This is a genomic window from Streptomyces sp. NPDC101178 (genome assembly GCF_044767965.1).
Classification (GTDB): domain Bacteria; phylum Actinomycetota; class Actinomycetes; order Streptomycetales; family Streptomycetaceae; genus Streptomyces.
In genome coordinates, this window is the sequence record NZ_JBIWOZ010000015.1 from 91,302 (window position 1) to 110,090 (window position 18,789).

The 18,789-nt window shown below is 72.1% G+C and carries 19 protein-coding genes and 1 pseudogene; 9 read left to right on the forward strand and 11 right to left on the reverse strand.

The annotated features are described in order from the left end of the window. Positions 1–185 precede the first annotated feature (185 nt). A complete protein-coding gene (locus ACIRR8_RS31190; RefSeq protein ID WP_404071146.1) occupies positions 186–1,169 on the reverse strand; it encodes a DUF3068 domain-containing protein in 984 nt (327 codons plus the stop codon). Between the two features lie 187 nt (positions 1,170–1,356). On the opposite strand from ACIRR8_RS31190, the gene ACIRR8_RS31195 reads away from it, so the two are divergent. Both ACIRR8_RS31195 and ACIRR8_RS31200 read left to right on the forward strand, forming a co-directional pair. Next, positions 1,357–1,509, forward strand: a complete 153-nt coding sequence (locus ACIRR8_RS31195) for a hypothetical protein (RefSeq protein ID WP_356750899.1) — start codon at positions 1,357–1,359, stop codon at positions 1,507–1,509. Then, positions 1,506–2,714: a helix-turn-helix domain-containing protein gene (locus tag ACIRR8_RS31200; protein WP_404071148.1), complete on the forward strand. Its 1,209-nt coding sequence runs from the start codon at positions 1,506–1,508 to the stop codon at positions 2,712–2,714. Before ACIRR8_RS31195 ends, ACIRR8_RS31200 begins: the two co-directional genes overlap by 4 nt. Positions 2,715–2,737: 23 nt before the next feature. On the opposite strand, the gene ACIRR8_RS31205 is transcribed toward ACIRR8_RS31200, so the two are convergent. The 3 genes from ACIRR8_RS31205 to ACIRR8_RS31215 all read right to left on the reverse strand — a co-directional run bounded on the left by ACIRR8_RS31205 (position 2,738) and on the right by ACIRR8_RS31215 (position 6,360). Then, positions 2,738–3,523 carry a 3-oxoacyl-ACP reductase gene (locus tag ACIRR8_RS31205; protein ID WP_404071150.1) on the reverse strand — a complete coding sequence of 262 codons (786 nt, stop codon included), beginning with the start codon at positions 3,521–3,523 and terminating at the stop codon, positions 2,738–2,740. Positions 3,524–3,528: 5 nt separating this feature from the next. Then, positions 3,529–4,923, reverse strand: a complete 1,395-nt coding sequence (locus tag ACIRR8_RS31210) for an aldehyde dehydrogenase family protein (protein ID WP_404071152.1) — start codon at positions 4,921–4,923, stop codon at positions 3,529–3,531. A 72-nt stretch (positions 4,924–4,995) separates the two neighbouring features. Continuing rightward, the gene (locus tag ACIRR8_RS31215) at positions 4,996–6,360 is read right to left on the reverse strand and encodes a glutamine synthetase family protein (RefSeq protein WP_404071154.1); all 1,365 of its coding nucleotides are present in this window, start codon (positions 6,358–6,360) and stop codon (positions 4,996–4,998) included. A gap of 73 nt (positions 6,361–6,433) precedes the next feature. On the opposite strand from ACIRR8_RS31215, the gene ACIRR8_RS31220 reads away from it, so the two are divergent. From ACIRR8_RS31220 to ACIRR8_RS31230, 3 genes are all read left to right on the forward strand, one after another. Beyond that, a complete protein-coding gene (locus tag ACIRR8_RS31220; protein ID WP_404071155.1) occupies positions 6,434–7,243 on the forward strand; it encodes a FadR/GntR family transcriptional regulator in 810 nt (269 codons plus the stop codon). A gap of 153 nt (positions 7,244–7,396) precedes the next feature. Beyond that, a complete protein-coding gene (eat, locus tag ACIRR8_RS31225) occupies positions 7,397–8,866 on the forward strand; it encodes an ethanolamine permease (protein WP_404071157.1) in 1,470 nt (489 codons plus the stop codon). Between the two features lie 51 nt (positions 8,867–8,917). Continuing rightward, entirely contained in the window at positions 8,918–9,628 is a 711-nt protein-coding gene (locus tag ACIRR8_RS31230) for a gamma-glutamyl-gamma-aminobutyrate hydrolase family protein (RefSeq protein WP_404071159.1), read from the forward strand. 36 nt (positions 9,629–9,664) lie between these two features. On the opposite strand, the gene ACIRR8_RS31235 is transcribed toward ACIRR8_RS31230, so the two are convergent. The 3 genes from ACIRR8_RS31235 to ACIRR8_RS31245 form a co-directional block, all read right to left on the reverse strand. Next, positions 9,665–10,456, reverse strand: a complete 792-nt coding sequence (locus ACIRR8_RS31235) for a hypothetical protein (RefSeq protein ID WP_404071161.1) — start codon at positions 10,454–10,456, stop codon at positions 9,665–9,667. Between the two features lie 65 nt (positions 10,457–10,521). Continuing rightward, entirely contained in the window at positions 10,522–11,103 is a 582-nt protein-coding gene (locus ACIRR8_RS31240; protein ID WP_404071163.1) for a TerD family protein, read from the reverse strand. A gap of 59 nt (positions 11,104–11,162) precedes the next feature. Further along, positions 11,163–11,738, reverse strand: coding sequence for a TerD family protein (locus ACIRR8_RS31245; protein ID WP_404071164.1), 576 nt, complete (start codon positions 11,736–11,738; stop codon positions 11,163–11,165). Between the two features lie 217 nt (positions 11,739–11,955). Between ACIRR8_RS31245 and ACIRR8_RS31250 the strand changes: the two genes are divergently transcribed. Both ACIRR8_RS31250 and ACIRR8_RS31255 read left to right on the forward strand, forming a co-directional pair. Further along, positions 11,956–12,387 carry a BlaI/MecI/CopY family transcriptional regulator gene (locus ACIRR8_RS31250; RefSeq protein WP_404071166.1) on the forward strand — a complete coding sequence of 144 codons (432 nt, stop codon included), beginning with the start codon at positions 11,956–11,958 and terminating at the stop codon, positions 12,385–12,387. Positions 12,388–12,389: 2 nt separating this feature from the next. Continuing rightward, positions 12,390–13,328, forward strand: a complete 939-nt coding sequence (locus ACIRR8_RS31255) for a M56 family metallopeptidase (protein WP_404071168.1) — start codon at positions 12,390–12,392, stop codon at positions 13,326–13,328. A 46-nt stretch (positions 13,329–13,374) separates the two neighbouring features. On the opposite strand, the gene ACIRR8_RS31260 is transcribed toward ACIRR8_RS31255, so the two are convergent. After that, complete coding sequence (locus ACIRR8_RS31260) at positions 13,375–13,596, reverse strand: hypothetical protein (RefSeq protein ID WP_404071170.1); 222 nt, start codon at positions 13,594–13,596, stop codon at positions 13,375–13,377. Positions 13,597–13,883: 287 nt separating this feature from the next. Here ACIRR8_RS31260 and ACIRR8_RS31265 point away from each other — a divergent pair, with 287 nt between their 5' ends. Together ACIRR8_RS31265 and ACIRR8_RS31270 are read left to right on the forward strand one after the other, a co-directional pair. Continuing rightward, the gene (locus ACIRR8_RS31265; RefSeq protein ID WP_404071172.1) at positions 13,884–15,185 is read left to right on the forward strand and encodes a hemolysin family protein; all 1,302 of its coding nucleotides are present in this window, start codon (positions 13,884–13,886) and stop codon (positions 15,183–15,185) included. Beyond that, positions 15,182–16,204, forward strand: coding sequence for a hemolysin family protein (locus ACIRR8_RS31270; RefSeq protein WP_404071174.1), 1,023 nt, complete (start codon positions 15,182–15,184; stop codon positions 16,202–16,204). Before ACIRR8_RS31265 ends, ACIRR8_RS31270 begins: the two co-directional genes overlap by 4 nt. On the opposite strand, the gene ACIRR8_RS31275 is transcribed toward ACIRR8_RS31270, so the two are convergent. The 3 genes and pseudogenes from ACIRR8_RS31275 to ACIRR8_RS31285 all read right to left on the reverse strand — a co-directional run bounded on the left by ACIRR8_RS31275 (position 16,201) and on the right by ACIRR8_RS31285 (position 18,627). Continuing rightward, complete coding sequence (locus tag ACIRR8_RS31275; RefSeq protein WP_404071176.1) at positions 16,201–16,410, reverse strand: twin-arginine translocase TatA/TatE family subunit; 210 nt, start codon at positions 16,408–16,410, stop codon at positions 16,201–16,203. The genes ACIRR8_RS31270 and ACIRR8_RS31275 overlap by 4 nt on opposite strands. A 124-nt stretch (positions 16,411–16,534) precedes the next feature. Beyond that, positions 16,535–17,193, reverse strand: a pseudogene (locus ACIRR8_RS31280) (DNA glycosylase AlkZ-like family protein). 30 nt (positions 17,194–17,223) lie between these two features. Next, entirely contained in the window at positions 17,224–18,627 is a 1,404-nt protein-coding gene (locus ACIRR8_RS31285) for a geranylgeranyl reductase family protein (protein WP_404071178.1), read from the reverse strand. Positions 18,628–18,789: the final 162 nt, after the last annotated feature.

Below are 18,789 nucleotides of genomic sequence, written 5' to 3' on the forward strand. Positions count from 1 at the left end.
GAAAAGGGAGGGGCTGGGGCACTACGGGAGCGGGACGAACGGTTTCGGGTACGGGACAGGGGAACGCGGCTGTGGGGCGCGCGAACAAGGGATGAGAGACCGGGGGCCGTGCAGTGGTGGGGATAGACAGTTTTCGGTACGGCTACGCCCCCGGCTACTCACCGATGCGACAACTTGCCGGTAACTCAGGTGGGCGAGTTCGTCATCATGTGAGTATTCGGGGCTTCCGGCTCCGTCCGGCGCCCCCGGATGACGAGCACGACGCCCACGGCCGCGAGTACGAGACCCAGTCCGACCGCTCCGGCCGGCGCGGTGCCGCCGAGCAGCGCCAGCCGGTCGCTGTCCGCCGAGGCCAGCTCGACCTGCTTGAGCTGGGTCTCCTTGGTGAACTCGACCCGCTCGCTCTCCAGCAGCGTGACGGCGTCCTTCTTCGAGCCCGGCGCGCGCAGCGTCTTCTTCGGGCCGATCGCCGCGTTCATGATGCGCCCGGTCCGCCGGTCCACGACCAGCTCGATGCCGCTGTTGGAGTACCACTCCTCGGCGAGGATCTGCGGCGTACGGGGCTTGCCGACGAGCAGGCCGGGCACCTGGCGCACGCCGGTCCGGGTCGGCTCGACCGTGCCCTTGAACAGGTACCCCTCGTACCCCTGCACCTTCTTCGTGCCGGCGTAGTCGAGCCGGACGACGCCGCCGAGCGTGCCGTCCCACCAGCGGTAAGCACGTCTTTCGACATCGAAGGGGAACTTCAGGTACGCCTCGCCGTCGAAGGTCGGCGTCTCCTCGCAGCAGTGGACCGGCTCATTGGTGTACCGGTCGGTCACCCAGCGCTCCACCGTCCACTGCAGGGCGTCGCGCGGGTCGGAGGCGGGCAGGGTCTCGCTGTGGTCGACGGAGGTGGAGACGTCCCATATGGCGTTGCCGCTCTTGAGGCTGTCGGCCACGTCCCCGCGCACCTGGCGGGTGATCGTGATCTCCTTGCCCTCGACCGTCTCGACCTTCGAGGTGTCGAAGTAGCTGCCGGTCCCGGTGAAGACCGTGGTCGTATCGATATCTATGGGGGTGCGCTTCGCCTGCGGCTGGACATACCAGACGAGCAGGGGCGCGAGAACGAGCAGAAAGACCCCTGCACCCAGTAGAAATAGTGACAGAGGTGAAGCATTGCGGCGCATCCGGGCACTCCTGGGTCGAATCTCTTCGCGGGAGGTGCACGGGCCCCGGGCCGGTCAGCCCTTGATTGGCGTGAACAGTAAGCAAGGCCTTGACGGCATGTCAATGCACTGTCGACACTGTGTGCCAGCCGGAGGGGCCCGGCCATACGGAGTAGGGATCGACTCCAAGCAAGGAGCTGACCCGATCATGCGCAGACTCATCGCCGCCGCAGCCACCACCCTGGTGGCCGCAGCGCTCGCCTTCGGTGCCGCCTTCGGCATCGTGGCCCTGCTCGACGCCACACCCGAGCAGCCGAACACACCCTTGATCAGTTACGACACCGCACCGGCGGGCTCGTGAAATCTCACGCCTGGCAGGAGGTGCCCCGGTCGAAGGTCGAGCGGTTCGCCTCCATCGCCCTGGCCGAGGCACCGGAGATCGCCCAGAAGATCCTCAGCGAGATCCGGCAGGACTACCCGTACCTCCAGCTCGTCGAGGACGAGTCCGGCGAGCCGATGGCCCTGGTCGGCATCCGCCGCGCCATCGAGGGCTTCGTTCGCCACCTCGCCTCCGGCGCCGCCGACCCGCGCGTGCCGCCGGAGGTGTTCCAGGAGTTCGGCCGGGGCGAGGGGCTGCACGGCCGCAGCCTCGACTCGCTCCAGGCCGTCTACCGGCTCGGGGTCCGCCTCACCTGGCGCAGGTTCGCCGAGATCGGCCAGCAGGTCGACATCGCCGCGCCCGCCATGTACGAGCTCGCCGAATCGGGATTCGAGTATCTGGACGGCCTCGTGGAACAGTCGGTCCTGGGCTACGCCGAGGCGGCGGCCCGCCGTGCCAGTGAGCGGCTGCGCCTCCAGCGCCAGCTCATCGACCTGCTCCTGATGGAGCCCCGCGGCGACTCGGCCCGGACGCTCGCCGAGCGGGCCGCCCGGATCGGCTGGGAGCTGCCCGAGACCATCGCGGTGGGCGTGCTGATGCGCCCGGCCCGCGAGGCCGTGGCCCCGGCGGTGGGCCAGGGGATCCTGCTGGAGACGGAGAGCGAGCAGCCGCGCATCGTCATCCCCGACCCGGAGACCGCGGGCCGGGCGGACACCCTGCGCCGGGCCACCGCCGGCTGGTCCGGCGCGATCGGCCCGCCGGTGCCGCTGGCCGCCGCGGCGACCTCGTTGCGGTGGGCCGAGACCGCGGTCCAGCTGATCAAGAAGAACCTGCTGCCGCAGGGCGAGGTGCTGCACTGCACCGAGCGCACGGAGGAGCTGGTGCTCCTGCCGTCCCGGGAGCTGATCGACGCGGCCGCCCGCCGCTGCCTCGCGCCGCTGGACGGCCTCGGCACCACCGCCGCGCGGCGGCTGGCCGAGACCCTCCTCGCCTGGATCGAGACGCCCGGCGGCGCGCCCGAGGTGGCCCAGCGGCTCGGCATCCACCCGCAGACGGCGCGCTACCGGCTGCGCCAGATCCGCGAGCTGTGGGGCGACGCGATCGACGACCCCGACCAGCGCTTCGAGATGCTCCTGGTGCTCCGCTCGCAGCGGCTGCGGGGAGCGTCGGCGCAGGGGACGGAGTAGGAGCGGCCCCTGCGCATGGGCTGTTAGACCGGGGTGACGTACGCCCCGGCGATCCCGCCGTCCACCAGGAAGTCCGTCGCGTTGACGAACGAGGAGTCGTCGCTCGCCAGGAAGGCTACGGCGGCGGCGATCTCGGTGGGCTCGGCGAACCGGCCGACCGGAATGTGCACCAGCCGCCGCGCGGCCCGCTCCGGATCCTTGGCGAACAGCTCCTGGAGCAGCGGGGTGTTCACCGGTCCCGGGCAGAGCGCGTTGACGCGGATGCCGTCGCGCGCGAACTGCACGCCCAGCTCACGCGACATCGCCAGCACCCCGCCCTTGGACGCGGTGTACGAGATCTGCGAGGTCGCCGCACCCATCCGGGCCACGAACGAGGCGGTGTTGATGATCGAGCCCCGGCCCTGGCTGCGCATGTACGGGATGGCGGCCTTGCAGCACAGGTACACGGAAGTCAGGTTGACCTCCTGCACCCGGCGCCAGGCCTCCAGACCGGTGTCCAGGATCGAGTCGTCGTCGGGAGGCGAGATGCCGGCGTTGTTGAACGCGATGTCGACCGAACCGTAGGTGTCGAACGCCGCCTTGAAGAGCGCGTCGACCTGCTCGGCGTCGGTGACGTCGGTACGGACGAAGAGCCCGCCCGCCTCCTCGGCGGCGGCCTTGCCGCTCACCTCGTCCACATCGGCGCAGACGACATGGGCGCCCTCGGCGGCCAGCCGCCGTACGGTGGCCAGGCCGATGCCGCTGCCGGCTCCGGTGACGACGGCGGTGCGGCCGACCAGGCGGCGGCAGACAGGGGAAGTGTCGGTCATGGTGGTCAGGCCTCCGTGCTGATGAAGATGTTCTTGGTTTCGGTGAAGGCGGCCAGGGCGTCGGGCCCGAGCTCACGGCCGAGCCCCGATTGCTTGTAGCCGCCGAAGGGGGTCGAATAGCGCACGCTGGAATGGGAGTTGACGGAGAGGTTGCCCGCCCGTAGACCCTGCCCGACGCGGAGCGCCCGCCCGATGTCCCGGGACCAGACCGACCCGGCGAGCCCGTAGTCGGTGGCGTTCGCCAGGTGCAGGGCCTCCTCCTCCCCGTCGAACGGCAGGACCACCGCGACCGGCCCGAAGACCTCCTCGACGGCCACCGGAGCATCGGCCGCCACCCCGGCGAGCACCGTCGGCGGATACCAGAACCCGTGCCCCTCAGGGGAGTTGCCGAGGATCGCCCGTACGCCGTCGGCTTCCCGTACTCCGTCGGTGAAGCCCCGCACCCGCTCCAGCTGGAGGGCCGAGATGAGCGGACCCATCTGCGTCTTCTCGTCCGCCGGGTCGCCCACCACCACGGCCGCGACCGCCGGGACGAGCAGCTCCAGGAACCTTTCGTACACCGGCCGTTCGACCAGGATCCGGGTCCGGGCGCAGCAGTCCTGTCCCGCGTTGTCCAGGAACGACATCGGGGTGGCCGTCGCCGCTGCCTCCACATCGGCGTCGGCGAAGACGATGTTCGGGCTCTTGCCGCCGAGTTCGAGGGTGATGCGCTTCACCCGGTCCGCGCACCGGCTCATGATCTGCTTGCCGGTCCGCGTCGAGCCGGTGAAGACGATCTTCGCGACGCCTCGATGGTCGACGAGCGCGCTCCCGGCCACCGGACCCTCGCCGGGCAGCACCTGGAACAGACCCTCGGGAAGGCCTGCCTCCAGGGCGAGTTCGGCCAGCCGGAGAGCGGTCAGCGGGGTCGTCTCTGCGGGCTTGAGGAGGACGGCGTTGCCTGCCGCGAGCGCCGGGGCCAGACCCCAGGCGGCGATGGGCATCGGGAAGTTCCACGGCGCGATGACGCCGATGACGCCGAGCGGCTCCAGGATCGTGAAGTCGATGCCGCCCGCCACCGGGATCTGCCGGCCGAGCAGCCGCTCCGCGCCGCCCGCGCTGTAGTCGAGGAGATCGCGGACGTTGCCCGCCTCCCAGCGGGCGTTTCCGATGGTGTGTCCGGCCTCCCGGACCTCCAACTGGGCGAGTTCCTCGATGTGTTCGTCGACGACTGCGGCGAAGCGGCGCAGCAGCCTGGCCCGGTCGGCGGGCGCGGCGGCGGCCCAGGGCCGCTGTGCGGCGGTGGCGCGGACCACAGCCGCGTCCACGTCGGCGGCGGAGGCGCCGGGCACGGTGGCGATGACCTCGGCGGTCGCCGGGTTCAGGATGTCCAGGGTGGCGGCTGCGGGGTGCTGTGACACGTACGGACCTCGATCAGGAAGCGGGGGGGGGGGTGTTCGGAGGCGGTCTCCGGGGCGGAGGCGTTCTCGGGGTCAGAGGCGTTCGAAGGAGCGGCGCAGCTCCCAGTCGGTCACCGCGGAGTCGTAGGCGGCGAGTTCGACCTTCGCCATGTTCAGGTAGTGCGCCACGACCTCCTCGCCGAACGCCTCCGCGGCGATGGGGCTGGCCTCCCACAGCTCGGCCGCCTCGCGCAGGGTCGTCGGCACCTGGTCGTACGCGGAGGTGTAGGCGTTGCCCGTACACGCCTCCGGCAACGGCAGCCGGTGCTCGACCCCGTACAGACCGGCGGCGACCAGTCCGGCGACGGCGAGGTACGGGTTGACGTCACCCCCGGGCAGCCGGTTCTCGAAGCGCATCGAGCGGCCGTGGCCGACGACCCGCAGGGCGCAGGTGCGGTTGTCGACGCCCCAGGCCACGGCGGTCGGCGCGAAGGAACCGGGCTGGAAGCGTTTGTAGGAGTTGATGTTCGGCGCGTAGAGGAGGGAGAAGTCGCGCAGGGCGGCGAGCTGTCCGGCCAGGAAGTGGCGCATCAGCTCGGACATGCCGTCCGGCCCGTCGCCCGCCATCACGTTGGCGCCGTTCTCGTCGGTGAGCGAGAGGTGGATGTGGCAGGAGTTGCCCTCGCGCTCGTCGTACTTGGCCATGAAGGTCAGCGAGACGCCTTCCTGGGCCGCGATCTCCTTGGCGCCGGTCTTGTAGACGGCGTGCTGGTCGCAGGTGGTCAGCGCCTCGTCGTAGCGGAAGACGATCTCGTGCTGGCCGGGATTGCACTCGCCCTTGGCCGACTCGACGGTCAGTCCGGCCTGCTGCATCTCGTTGCGGATGCGGCGCAGCAGCGGCTCGATCCGTCCGGTGCCGAGGATGGAGTAGTCGATGTTGTACTGGTTGGCCGGGGTCAGCCCGCGGTAGTCGCGGTCCCAGGCCTCCTCGTAACTGTCCCGGAAGACGATGAACTCCAGCTCCGTGCCGACCTGCGCCGTGTAGCCGAGCGCCGCCAGCCGGTCCAGCTGGCGGCGCAGGATCTGGCGCGGCGCGGCCACGACCGGGCTGCCGTCGTGCCAGGCGAGGTCGGCGACGAGGAGCGCGGTGCCTTCGTGCCAGGGGACCGGGCGGAGCGTGGCGGGGTCGGGGGCCATGCCGAAGTCGCCGTAGCCGCTCTCCCACGAGGACATCGCGTAACCGTCGACGGTCCGCATCTCGGTGTCCACGGCCAGCAGGTAGTTGCAGCCCTCTGTCCCGTGCTCCAGCACCTCGTCGAGGAAGAAACCGGCCGCGAACCGCTTCCCCTGAAGCCGGCCCTGCATGTCCGGGAAGGCCAGCACCACGGTGTCTATCGATCCGTCCGTGACGCGTGAGCGGAGCTCGTCGACGGTGAGCGGGGGTGTGCGGTCTGCCACGGGATTCCTCCTTGGGTGAACCGGGAGGCTTAAGGTATGACAGAGAACCATTGCTTGGGAAGGGGATCCGCGAGTGGTCACCAGAAGGAGAACCGACGGCACCCGGTCGGCGGCGGACGACGGCTCTCCGGGGGCCGTCGAGGAGGTGGCGGGCGGCGAGGCGGCGGAGGCCGGATCCGGCCCGCTCGCCGCCGTCCTGCGGCCCGTCCGCGCGGGCAACGGCTTCGAGGAGACCCTGGAGCAGGTCCTGCAGCTGCTCCGCCTCGGCCTCGTCCCGCCCGGCGACCGCCTCCCCGCCGAACGCGAACTCTCCCAGCACCTCGGCGTCAGCCGGGTGACCCTGCGCGAGGTACTCAAGGTCCTCCAGGACCAGGGCATGGTGGAGAGCCGCCGCGGCCGCTACGGCGGCACGTTCGTCCTCCCGCGGACGAACGCCGCCGACGGCAGCGACGAACTCCTGCGCCGGGTGGCCGCCGTCGACGTGGAGGACACCCTGCGCTTCCGCGAGGTGCTGGAGACCGGGGCCGCCGGGCTCTGCGCCGACGGGCTCGCGGCCGACGGCGCCGGCCGGCTGCGGGCCGCCCTGGAGGCCACTAAGGGCGCCCGGCTGGAGGACTACCGCCGCCAGGACACCCTGCTCCACCTCACCCTCGCCGAACTCTCCGGCTCCCGCTCGCTCGCCGAGCGGTACGCCTCCGTACGCGCCACCCTCAACGAACTCCTGGACTGCATCCCGTTGCTGGTCCGCAACCTGGAGCACTCCCAGCAGCAGCACGCGGCCGTCGTCGAGGCGGTGCTCGACCGGGACGCGGAGGCGGCGCGCGAGATGATGCGCGAACACTGCGCCGGTACGGCGGCGCTGCTGCGGGGCTTCCTGGCCTGAAAGGCCGCGGCCGGCCCGTCCCGGAGGCGAATCCGTAACCACTCTTTAACGCGCGCCCCTTGCCATCCGCGCCGACGTTCCACAAAGGTGTGCCGACGAACCTTTGATCGACGCAGTGCCACCGACGAAGTCGACAGACGTCAGGAGCGCCTCATGGCTCAGGGAACCGAAACACCCGCCGGACCACCCGAATCCGAAAGCCCCGGTGCGTCCGGCTCGGCCGCGTACCTGCACCGCCGGACCCTGAGGCGGGGCAGCGCCGGCTGGCTGCTGCTCACCGGACTCGGTGTCGCCTATGTCGTCTCCGGAGACTTCTCCGGCTGGAACATCGGCCTCTCCAAGGGCGGTTTCGGCGGACTCGCGGTCGCCATGGTCCTGATGGGCGTCATGTACGCCTGCCTGGTCTTCGCGCTGGCCGAACTCTCCGCCATCCTGCCGACCGCGGGCGGCGGTTACGGCTTCGCCCGGCGCGCCCTCGGCACCTGGGGCGGCTTCCTCACCGGCACGGCCATCCTCATCGAGTACATCCTCGCGCCCGCCGCCATCTCGATCTTCATCGGTGACTACGTCGAGTCGCTGGGCCTGTTCGGGCTGACCTCCGGCTGGCCGGTCTACCTCGCCTGCTTCGCGATCTTCATCTCCATCCACCTCTGGGGCGTCGGCGAGGCGCTCCGCTTCAGCCTGGTCGTGACCGCCATCGCGGTCGCCGCCCTGCTGATCTTCGCCGTCGGCGCGTTCACCGAGTTCGACGCGGGCCGCCTCAACGACATCCCCGCCGACGCCACCGCGTTCGGCTCCAACTCCTGGCTGCCGTACGGACTCCTCGGCATCTGGGCCGCGTTCCCGTTCGGCATGTGGTTCTTCCTCGGTGTGGAGGGCGTACCGCTCGCCGCAGAGGAGGCCAAGGACCCGGTCCGCTCGATGCCGAAGGCGCTGGCCATCTCGCTCGCCGTGCTGGTCTTCCTGGCCCTCATCACCTTCGTCTCCGCCACCGGCGCCCAAGGTGCCAACGCCATCAAGGAGACCGGGAACCCGCTCGTGGTCGCCCTCCAGGGCAGCGGCGAGCCGACCGTCCTCAGCCGCTTCGTCAACTACGCGGGCCTCGCGGGCCTGGTGGCCTCCTTCTTCTCCCTCATCTTCGCCGGCTCCCGCCAGCTCTTCGCGCTCTCCCGGGCCGGCTACCTGCCGCGCTTCCTCTCGCTCACCAACCGCCGCAAGTCCCCGTACCTCGGCCTGCTCATCCCCGGCGTCATCGGCTTCACGCTGGCCGCCTGGAGCGGCAACGGAGGCCGGATGCTCAACGTCGCCGTCTTCGGCGCCACCATCAGCTACGCGCTCATGGCCCTCTCGCACATCGTGCTGCGCCACCGCGAGCCGGAACTGCCCCGGCCCTACCGCACGCCCGGCGGCGCGCGCACCTCGTCGGTCGCCTTCGTTCTGGCATGCTCGGCGCTGGTGGCGACCTTCCTGGTGGACCGGGACGCGGCGTTCATCGCGCTCGGTGTGTACGCGGTGGCGCTCGCCTACTTCGCCTTCTACAGCCGCCACCGGCTGGTCGCGGCGGCCCCGGAGGAGGAGTTCGCCGCACTGGCGGCGGCGGAGGCCGAACTCAAGCGCGACTGACCCCGCCCGCACCACCGTCGATCCGTCACGAGACAGCTGAAGGAGCCGTCCATGTCCCGGCCCGTCATCGGCATCAGCACCTACCAGGACCCGGCCCGCTGGGGCGTCTGGGAGATGCCCGCGGTGCTCCTGCCCGCCGCCTACCCGCGCCTGGTCCGGGCGGCGGGCGGACTGGCGGTGCTGCTGCCGCCGGACGAGGCCGCGGACGCGGCCCGGGAGACCGTGGCGGCGCTGGACGGGGTGGTGATCGCCGGGGGAGCGGACGTGGAACCGGCACGGTACGGAGCCGACCCCGACCCCCGTACGGGGCCTCCGGCCCGTGAGCGGGACGCCTGGGAGCTGGCGCTGATCGAGGCGGCGATCGACCAGGGCGTCCCGCTGCTGGGCATCTGCCGGGGCATGCAGCTGATGAACGTGGCCCTCGGCGGCACGCTGCACCAGCACCTGGACGGCCACACCGGCGGACACGCCGTCTTCGGCGGCCACCCGGTCGACCCCGTGCCCGGTACGGCGTACGCGACGGCCGTCCCGGAGCAGACCACGGTGCCCGCCTACCACCACCAGGCCGTCGACCGTCTGGGCACCGGCCTGATCGCCTCCGCCCACGCGCCCGACGGCACGGTGGAGGCGCTGGAACTGCCGGACCGCGAGAGCCTGGTGCTCGGCGTCCAGTGGCACCCGGAGATGGGCGACGACACCCGCGTCATGACCGCCTTGGTCGACGCGGCCCGCCGCCGCTCACACGCGTCGGCTTCCGCCTGAGGCGCCTCGGAGGCGAGCACCCCGGGGGCGCTCGCCTCAGCGCCGGGCGTCGGGCAGCTGCGGTGATCCGGTGCCGGGAGTCCCGTGGCCGGGGCCGGAGAAGCCCGGGCTGCTGAAGTCGGGACCCGCGTAGGCGGGCGGGGTGAAGCGCGAGCCGTGGCCGGGCGCCTCGGCCGGGCGGCCCGCCTCCGTGAGCTCCCGGAGCAGGAACGGCCGGATCGCCCGGTCCCGCAGCTCGGTGCGCCAGATCTCCCGGGCCCGCTCCAGGTCGGCCGAACGGTCCACCCCGGGCGGTGAGCCGGGCGCCGACTGGAGTGCGGCGGTGCGGTACAGCGCGACCATGCCGGCCAGGGCGGCTGCCGCCGCGATCGCGAGGCTGACCCAGCCGACCCGGACGAGGGTGCCGGCCAGCGCCGCCATGCCGCCGGTGAGGCGGAGCCCGTACCCCAGCAGGAGGAAGGTCGCCGCGGCGACGGCGGCGAGAATCGGCGTCAGTACCCCGAGGACCGCCAGGGCACCGGCGCCCGCCCGCTCCTGGTGACCCGGCCCCGACAGCGGAGCGGGACCGCCGTCGCGGTGCCGGGCGTGCAGCTCGCGCCGCAGGGCCGCGTACGCCCGGTACTCCGCCGCGGCCTCCGGAGCCGTACGGGCCACCGAGGCCAGGGCCCGGATCCGCAACTGGCCGCCGCCGACGCCGGATTCCTCCAGCAGCCGCTGGATCTCCGCCGAGGCGAGCACCTCGTCGAGCACCTCCGCGTAATCGGATCTGTCCTCGTCGCCGAGGTGCCCGAGGTGCCCGAGGTCCCCGGGCGGGGATGGTCTGCCCATGCTGTCCTTCGATCGATGTGTCGCGGTGCGGAGGCCCGCGGGCCTCCGCACCGGTGGTGGCCCGGCTACAGGTGCTGCGCGACGGCCGGCATCAGGTCCTGGAACGTCCGGCCGTCGGCCGAGGCGCCGATGGCGGTCATCTGCCACCCCGAACCGGCCCGCTGGACCTTGGCCATGATCTGCGCGGTGTGCCGCCCGCCGCCGGTGAGCGTGTACCGCGCCAGCTCCTGGCCGGTGCTCTCGTCGACCAGACGGCAGAAGGCCGCCTCGACCTCCTCGAAGGTCTGGCCGGTGAACGAGTTCACCGTGAAGATGATCTGGTCGACGTGGGTGGGCACGCGCCGCAGGTCGACGACGATGGACTCGTCGTCGCCGCCGTCGCCAGCACCGCCGACCCGGTTGTCGCCGGTGTGCTGCACCGAACCGTCATCACTCGTGAGGTGCTGGAAGAAGACGACGTCCTGAGGGGCCTGGCCCGCGAAGAGCACGGCCGAGGCGTCCAGGTCGATGTCACGGGCGGTCAGCCGGGCCAGGAAGCCCTTGCGGGGCGCCGACTTCCAGCCCAGCCCCATCCGGACGACGCCGAGTTCGCCGCCGCCGGACTTGGTGAGGCTGACCTGCTGGCCCTTGGAGAGGTTGATCGTCATGGTTCCGCCTTCGATGCCTTCGGTGTGGTGTGGAGTGTGTCCGGGCCGGTGGAGTCAGGTCAGAGGCCGACGCCGAAGTCGGCGACGATGCCGCTCAGCCCGGAGGCGTAACCCTGCCCGACCGCACGGAACTTCCACTCCGCGCCGTGCCGGTACAGCTCACCGAAGACCATCGCCGTCTCGGTGGAGGCGTCCTCGCTGAGGTCGTAGCGCGCGATCTCCGTGCCGCCCGCCTGGTTCACCACGCGGATGTACGCGTTGCGGACCTGGCCGAAGCTCTGGCCCCGGCCCTCCGCCTCATGGATCGAGACGGGGAACACGATCTTGGCGACGGTCCCCGGCACCGCGGAGAGGTCGACCTTGACGATCTCGTCGTCACCCTCGCCCTCACCGGTCAGGTTGTCGCCGGTGTGCTCGACCGAACCGTCCGGGCTCTTGAGGTTGTTGTAGAAGACGAAGTGGTCGTTGGAGAGGACCTTGCCCGACTCGTCGCAGAGCAGCGCGCTCGCGTCGAGGTCGTAGTCGGTGCCGGTGGTCGTACGGACGTCCCAGCCGAGGCCGACGAGGATCGCGGTCAGCCCCGGGGCCTCCTTGGTCAGCGAGACATTTCCGCCCTTGGCCAGGCTCACGCCCATGGTGTTTCTCCCTATGTGTGGTGACGGTGCGGGCACGCTGCGGTACCACCAGGAAATCTACAACACTGTAGATTTTCCGGGCCAGGTGGGAACCCCGTGGGAGCCGGGCCGGAGGCGTCGCCGGCGCACCGGGGGCTGGATACGATTTCCCGGTGCCCGGCAGATGAACGGCAGGGATCGGGCCGCAGAAGGATCAGAGGGAGAGGGGGCCCGGACGGTGGACACCGAAGGAGCCGGTGGCGAACGGGGAACGTCTGCCCGCAGGCGGGGCCAGGGCGAGCTGGAGGCCCAGGTGCTCTCCGTGCTGGGCGAGGCGACCGAGCCGGTCGCCGCGGCCTGGGTGCTGCGACGGCTCGGCGGCGGCCTGTCGTACAGCACCGTCATCACGATCCTGACCCGGCTGCACGCCAAGCAGGCGGTGACCAGGACCGGGCCCAAACGGCCCGTCCTGTGGCAGCCCGTGGCGAACGAGGCCGGTCTCGCCGCACTGCGCATGCGGCGGCTCCTGGACAAGCAGAGCGACCGGGACGCGGTGCTCTCCAGCTTCGTCTCCGTCCTCTCGGCGGACGACGAGGAGCTGCTGCGCTCGCTGCTCGCCGACAGCGGCCCCGGCGGCCCCGGCGCGCCGACGGACCGGCCGGAGGCCTGACGATGGGCGTCTTCGTGTACCTGCCCCTGGTCCTGCCGCTGACCGCGCTGCCGATCGCGCGGCTGGCCGAGCAGCACCTGCACCCACGGAGAGCCGCACGCCTGCTGGCCACCGTCGCCGTGATCCTCGCCTCCTGCAGCCTGGTCTGCCTCGGGCTGCTGGTGGTGGTCGGCACCGCGCAACTGCCCGGCAACCCGCTGCCCGACGGCTGGTCCGACGACGAGGTACGCGATGCCGTCCCGCACGACGCCTTCGCCGGCAAGGCGTCCATCCTGGCGCTCGTCGCCGTGACGATGGCCTGCGGGTTCACCCTCCACCGCCACTACCGCTTCCGCGCCCGCGCCCACCGCACGCTCGCCGGCCTGCCGGGCGGCGGCGACCTCGCGGTCCTGCCCGACGACGTGCCGTACGCCTACGCGCTGCCCGGCTCACCGGGCCGGATCATGGTCTCCACCGCCATGCTCGCCGCCCTGGACCCCGCCGAGCGCCGGGCGCTGCTCGCCCATGAGCGGGCCCACCTGGAGGGCCGCCACCACCGGCTGCTGCTGGCCACCCGGCTGGCCGGCTGCGTCAACCCGCTGCTGCGGCCCCTGCAGGCGGCCCTCGTCTACTCCACCGAGCGCTGGGCGGACGAGGAGGCGGCCCGTGTCACCGGCGACCGCCGGCTGACGGCCCGGGCGGTCGGCAAGGCGGCGCTGATCTCCGGCCCGGGCCCCGCTGCCGCCGCCGTGGCCGGCTTCGCCGCCGCGGGTCCGGTGCCGCGCCGGGTGGCCGCGCTGCTGGGCCCGGTGCCGCCGGACCGCGGCTGGCCGCCCGCGCTCACCCCGGCCGGTGCGGCCGCCTTCGTCGCCGCCGCAGGGACGACGGTCTCGGCGCTCTCCGCGCTCAACGCGGCCGTCGCGCTCTTCCTCGTCCTGGAGGCGGCGGCGACGCCGCTGTGAGGGGCTCCGGCCCACCGGACACGTCCGGTGGGCCGGAGCGCTCGGGTCAGGACGCGCCGGTGTCCAGCGCGGCGAGTGCCTGGGCCCACCGGACGTACTTCAACTTGGCCAGATCTGCCACCGTCTTCACACCGAACGCTTCCTGGAGCAGCTCACCGTCGCGGTCCGAGACGCCCTTCAGCGCCGAGACCGGAGCCGCGAGGATGGTGGGCAGGTCCTTGTCCGCGTAAGCCTTGTCGAGCACCTTGTCCAGGTCGATCTGGGCCACTGCATGCCTCCTGAGAGCTGGTTCGGCCGCCACGGCGGCGGCCGGCCCCGGACGGGGCCGCCAGCAGAACTGCGCGGCCCCGCGGACGAGTTCCCCCGCGCTTCCGGAGCCGCCGAAATCGAGCCACCGGGCTCCCGACCTCGACAGGTCTACGTGGCTGTAAAGTTCGTGGGCCCGGCGATAAGGAGTTGTGCGTTGTCTGCCAGTCCGGGCCCTTCGGGGCCCTCGGAGTCCGAACATCCGGCTCCACCGAATCCCGAACCGGTCCCTTACGCGGTGAGTGAGCGATGACCGCCGCCCTGCTCGGCCTCCTGGCGGTGTTCGTCCTGACCGCGGGGACGGGCTACTTCGTGGCCCAGGAGTTCGCCTATGTGTCCGCCGACCGCCTGACCCTCTCCCGGGAGGCCGCGGCCGGTGACAAGCGGGCCGCCCGGGCCGTGAAGGTCCTGGAGCGGCTCTCCTTCATGCTCTCGGGCGCCCAGCTCGGCATCACCGTCACCGGCCTGATCGTCGGCTTCCTCGCCGAACCGTCGGTGTCGACCCTGCTGAAGCCGGCGCTGGACGGCACCGGCCTCCCCGGCGGAGTGGTCTCGGTGATCTCCGTCACGCTCTCGTTCGTCGTGGCGACCGTCATCCAGATGGTGCTCGGCGAACTCGCGCCCAAGAACCTCGCCCTCGCCGTACCGGAGCGGCTGGCGAAGTCCATGGCCGTCTCGACACTGATCTACCTGCGGATCGTCGGCCCGGTCATCCACATCTTCGACAGCGCGGCCAACCGGCTGCTGCGCCGCATCGGCATCGAACCGGTCGAGGAACTCCACCACGGCGCCACGCTGGAGGAGCTCGGCCATCTGATCGGCGAATCCCACGAACAGGGCGAACTGCCCACCGCCACGGCCGAACTCGTCGATCACGCCCTGGAGTTCTCCGAACGCACGCTGGGCGAGGTCATGGTGCCGCGCGCCGACGTCGCCTTCGTGCGCCGCGACGCCATGGCGCTGGAGGCCGTCGAGCTGATCGCCCGCCACGGCCACTCGAACTACCCGGTCCTCGGCGACCACCCCGACGACCCGGCCGGAGTGCTGGGCGTACGGGAGCTGATGGGGCTGCCCGCCGCCGACGTCGGCCGCACCACCGCCGGTGAGCTGGCCCGCCGCCCGCTCCTGCTGCCGGAGATCCTGAAGCTCCCGGCGGCGGTCGCGCAGATGCGTGAGCGGGACGACGAGTTCGCCGTCGTGCTGGACGAGCACGGCGGTGTGGCGGGCATCGTCACGTACGAGGACATCGCCGAGGAGCTGGTCGGGGAGATCGCCGACGAGTCCGACGCGGTCGACGAACCCGCGGTCGCCGACGGGACCGGCTGGGTGGTGGACGCGGGGCGCCGTCTCGACGAGATCGAGGAGGCCACCGGCATCGCGCTGCCCGAGGAGGGCGACTACGACACCCTCGCCGGACTGATCATCGACCGGCTCGGCCGCTTCCCGACGGTCGGGGACCACCTCACCGTCTCCGGCGTACGGATCACGGTCCGCACGCTCGACCGGCACGTGGCCGAGTACGTCCGTATCGAACAGGAGCCGCAGGCATGAGCTTCCCCATGGCGCTCTTCGTCACCGTCCTGCTGCTGATCGGCAGCGGCTTCTTCGTCGCCGCCGAGTTCGCCCTGGTCGCCGCCAAGCACCACCGCATGGAACAGGCGGTCCTGGCCGGCCGGCGCGGTGCCAAGGCCGCCCTCGCCGGGATGCGCGAGCTGTCGCTGATGCTCGCCGGCGCCCAGCTCGGCATCACCCTCTGCACGCTGGGCCTCGGCGCCGTCTCCAAGCCCGCCATCTCGCACGAGCTGGACCCGCTCCTGGAGCGGCTCGGCCTGCCCGCCGGGCTGAGCTACGGCATCGCCTTCGCCCTGGCGATGATCATCGTGGTCTTCCTGCACATGGTGGTCGGCGAGATGGCGCCCAAGTCCTGGGCCATCGCGCATCCGGAGAGCTCCGCGATGCTCCTCAGCCCGGCGTTCCGCGCGGTGGTCAACGCCGTACGCCCGCTGATCCGGGTGCTGAACGCGGTCAGCAACGCGCTGGTACGGCTCTGCCGGGTGACCCCGCGCGACGAGCTGACCTCCGTGCACAACCGCGACCAGCTGACCCACCTCATCGAGGAGTCCGAACGCCTCGGGCTGATCAGCAAGGGCGACTCCGGACTGGTGACCCGGTCGCTGACCGAACCGTTCACCCCGGTGGCCGCGTTCCAGATCCCGGTGGAGCGGATCACGACCGTACCCGCCGACGCGGACCTCGACCGGATCCTCGCCGTCGCCTCAGGGGCCGACCGCACCCGCCTGCTCGTACGGGACGGGGAGCGGGTGCTCGGATCCGTCCACGCCCGCGACGCCCTGGTCGCCCGTGCCGGCGGCCGGGACGTGTCGGCGCGGGCGCTGGCCCGGCCGGTGCCGGAGCTGGCGCCGGACCAGACGGTCGCCCATGCCGTGGAGCGGCTGCGCGAGCGCCGCGCGACGATCGCCGTCGTACGCGACGAGCAGGGCCGGCTCTCCGGAATGGTCAGCCTCGACGACCTCCTGGCCCGGCTGCTCCACCCGCCGACGGCGTCCTAGAGCGGGTCCCGCTCGGTCGTCTCCCCGCGGATCACGCGGGGGGACGACCGGTCCGGGCCGCCGTCCTCGTCCTTCATCGCCCGCTTCTCGCTCTTGAGGATGCGTGCGGCCTTTCCGGCCGACCGCATGAGATCGGGCAGCCTCTTCACGGCCAGCACCGCCACGATCACCAGGAGGAGGAGAGTGAGCTCGCCGATCCCGAACATGGTTGCTGCTTTCTCTGGGGGCCTCGCGGCGGGCGGAGCTGACGAGAGTGGTCATCCGGATCCCTGATGGACCGGCAGAGGTGAATCTACAGGGCTGTAGAGCATCCGTCGGCGGGTTCCGGGATCAACCTGCGGGCAGCATCCGCACCGTGGCTTCCGGCAGGCGGCTCCACCAGTGGCCGTAGCGCCGGTAGACCTCCGGTTCACGGTCGGCCAGGAACGCGGCCAGCGACCGGGCCTCGACGCCGAGCAGCTCCCAGACGTCCTCGGGGAGCGGGTGGAACGCGGTCGCCTCGACACCCCCGGCGACCGGCCGCCACACCCCGGCCACGTACCCGTCGAACCCAGCCACGCCTCGCACTCGGCGCCGGTCCGGGGCCGGTCCGCGAACTCCAGCAGCCGGGGGGCCAGGGCTTCGGCGTCCTCGGCCGTCAGCCCGGACGCGGTGAAGCGGCTGCCCAGCCGCGAGGCGCGCACCACCGGATGCATGGCCTCCCGGAAGGCCGGGTGGTCCTCGGCGTGCACGGCGTGGAGGGTGAGGCGCATCAAGGTCGCCTTGACCACGCGGTGTTCCGCGAACGCGGTGTCCAGGCCGGCCGGGTCGAAGCCGCTGAGCCGGTTCCAGAGCGCGACGTACGGCGAGGCCGGCTGCTGGGCCTGGAGCGCGACCACCCGCCGTACGCCTTCGGCCGCGTCCAGCGCCTCGCGCCGCAGCAGCAACTGCCGGGCGAGGGTCGCGCGGTTGAGTCCTCGTGCGGTGATCGTGGTGCCCGTGCCGGTCATGGGTCCGTTCCTCCGGAGCGTACGCGTACGTCACCGCGCCGCTCTCCCGGGCCGCCCGGGTGCGCGGCCCGGCCGTGGAGCCGGGACGATGCGGAACGCGGTGTTGAGGACATGATCGATCACATCGCGCGAAGGCTTGTCCGTGAGGTCGGTGAGGAGGCGGGCCAGGGTGTTCAGGAGGAACGGCGAGTTCATGACGTACCGGTTGAGCACGGGCTGGAACCCGGAGCGGCTGAAGACCACGTCGGCGGCCGCGTTGCCGAGGCGGTAGTAGCGGCCCCAGCGGCGGTTCATTTCCACCGGGTAACCGCGCAGCACTTGCTCGCGCCGCGCGCCCTCGGGGTGGGCCAGAGCGAGGGCCGCGGTCTCGGCGGCGGCCTCGCCTGCCTCCAGGGCCTGGCCGATGCCCTCGCCGTTCCACGGGCTGACCATGCCGCCGGAGTCGCCGACGAGCAGGAGCCCGCGCGCGTACAGCGGATGGCGGTTGAAACCGAGCGGCAGTGCGGCGCTGCGGACCGGACCCTCGGCGTTCTCCTCGCGCAGCCCCCACTCCTCCGGCGTCCGGGCCAGCCACTGGTCCAGGGTGGCGCGGAGGTCCGCCTTGCCGTGCCGGCGGTGGGGGAGTGCCCCGAGCCCGACGTTGACCCGGCCGTCGCCCATCGGGAAGATCCAGCCGTACCCGGGGAGGTACGGCCCGTCGCCGGGGAAGCGGAGGTCGGCCCAGAGCTCCAGGTACTCCTCCCGCGAGCGCTCCGGGCTGCGGTAGTAGCGGCGGGCGGCTGTCGCGATCTGCCGCCGGGGGTCCCGCTCCAGACCCAGCGCCAGGGCGAGCCGCGCCGAGGCGCCGTCGGCCGCGATCACGACGGGCGCGTGGAAGCCGACCGGGTCCGGGACGTCCGGCGCGTCCGAGGTCGCGGTGACCCCCGTGACCCGGCCCGCCCGGTCGGTCAGCGGCCGCTCCGCCTTCCAACCGCTGTACAGCCGCGCCCCGGCCGCCACGGCATGGCGCGCCAGGATGTCGTCGAAGTCGTGGCGGCTGCGTGAGAGCCCGAAGTCCGGATAGCGCCCGAGCGCGGGCCAGTCGATGTGCACCCGGTGCTCCCCGGCCACCCAGCGCATTCCGCGCGAACGCGTCCACCCCGGCGCGGAGATGTCGACGCCCATCCGGATCAGCTGGTGCACCGCGCGCGGGGTGAGGCCGTCGCCGCAGACCTTCTCCCGGGGGAAGCGGGCCTTCTCCAGCAGGATCACGTCGAGCCCGGACCGGGCCAGGTGGTACGCGGCCGACGAACCGGCGGGACCGGCTCCGACGACGATCACCTGGGCGTGCCGGCTCGGGTCAGGGGTGGCCGGTGGCGGGGCCGGAGCCGGAGCGGAATCCGGATCCGGACCGGAGTCCGCGCCTGGGCCCGATTCCGGTGGCATCTCGCGCATCACAGCCCCTTCGACGGACGGCCGGTGTTCTGCTGGTGCCTTGCTGGGGTGACGGCCCTGGGCAACATCATCGGCCAGGAGGAGGCGGGGCGGAACCAGGCGTGGGGCTCGGCCTCTCGTTCGGACCATGCCGGGCCCGGCGGTTCGCCGTGCGGGCGGGTG

What these genes read in the sequence shown, in the direction of transcription:
- ACIRR8_RS31205 (WP_404071150.1), bottom strand. Translation starts at nt 3,523, where the DNA reads ATGACCGACACTTCCCCTGTCTGCCGCCGCCTGGTCGGCCGCACCGCC.
- ACIRR8_RS31195 (WP_356750899.1), top strand. Translation starts at nt 1,357, where the DNA reads ATGCGCAGACTCATCGCCGCCGCAGCCACCACCCTGGTGGCCGCAGCG.
- ACIRR8_RS31270 (WP_404071174.1), top strand. Translation starts at nt 15,182, where the DNA reads ATGAGCTTCCCCATGGCGCTCTTCGTCACCGTCCTGCTGCTGATCGGC.
- ACIRR8_RS31190 (WP_404071146.1), bottom strand. Translation starts at nt 1,169, where the DNA reads ATGCGCCGCAATGCTTCACCTCTGTCACTATTTCTACTGGGTGCAGGG.
- ACIRR8_RS31235 (WP_404071161.1), bottom strand. Translation starts at nt 10,456, where the DNA reads ATGGGCAGACCATCCCCGCCCGGGGACCTCGGGCACCTCGGGCACCTC.
- ACIRR8_RS31265 (WP_404071172.1), top strand. Translation starts at nt 13,884, where the DNA reads ATGACCGCCGCCCTGCTCGGCCTCCTGGCGGTGTTCGTCCTGACCGCG.
- ACIRR8_RS31240 (WP_404071163.1), bottom strand. Translation starts at nt 11,103, where the DNA reads ATGACGATCAACCTCTCCAAGGGCCAGCAGGTCAGCCTCACCAAGTCC.
- ACIRR8_RS31275 (WP_404071176.1), bottom strand. Translation starts at nt 16,410, where the DNA reads ATGTTCGGGATCGGCGAGCTCACTCTCCTCCTCCTGGTGATCGTGGCG.
- ACIRR8_RS31285 (WP_404071178.1), bottom strand. Translation starts at nt 18,627, where the DNA reads ATGCGCGAGATGCCACCGGAATCGGGCCCAGGCGCGGACTCCGGTCCG.
- ACIRR8_RS31255 (WP_404071168.1), top strand. Translation starts at nt 12,390, where the DNA reads ATGGGCGTCTTCGTGTACCTGCCCCTGGTCCTGCCGCTGACCGCGCTG.
- ACIRR8_RS31245 (WP_404071164.1), bottom strand. Translation starts at nt 11,738, where the DNA reads ATGGGCGTGAGCCTGGCCAAGGGCGGAAATGTCTCGCTGACCAAGGAG.
- eat (WP_404071157.1), top strand. Translation starts at nt 7,397, where the DNA reads ATGGCTCAGGGAACCGAAACACCCGCCGGACCACCCGAATCCGAAAGC.
- ACIRR8_RS31230 (WP_404071159.1), top strand. Translation starts at nt 8,918, where the DNA reads ATGTCCCGGCCCGTCATCGGCATCAGCACCTACCAGGACCCGGCCCGC.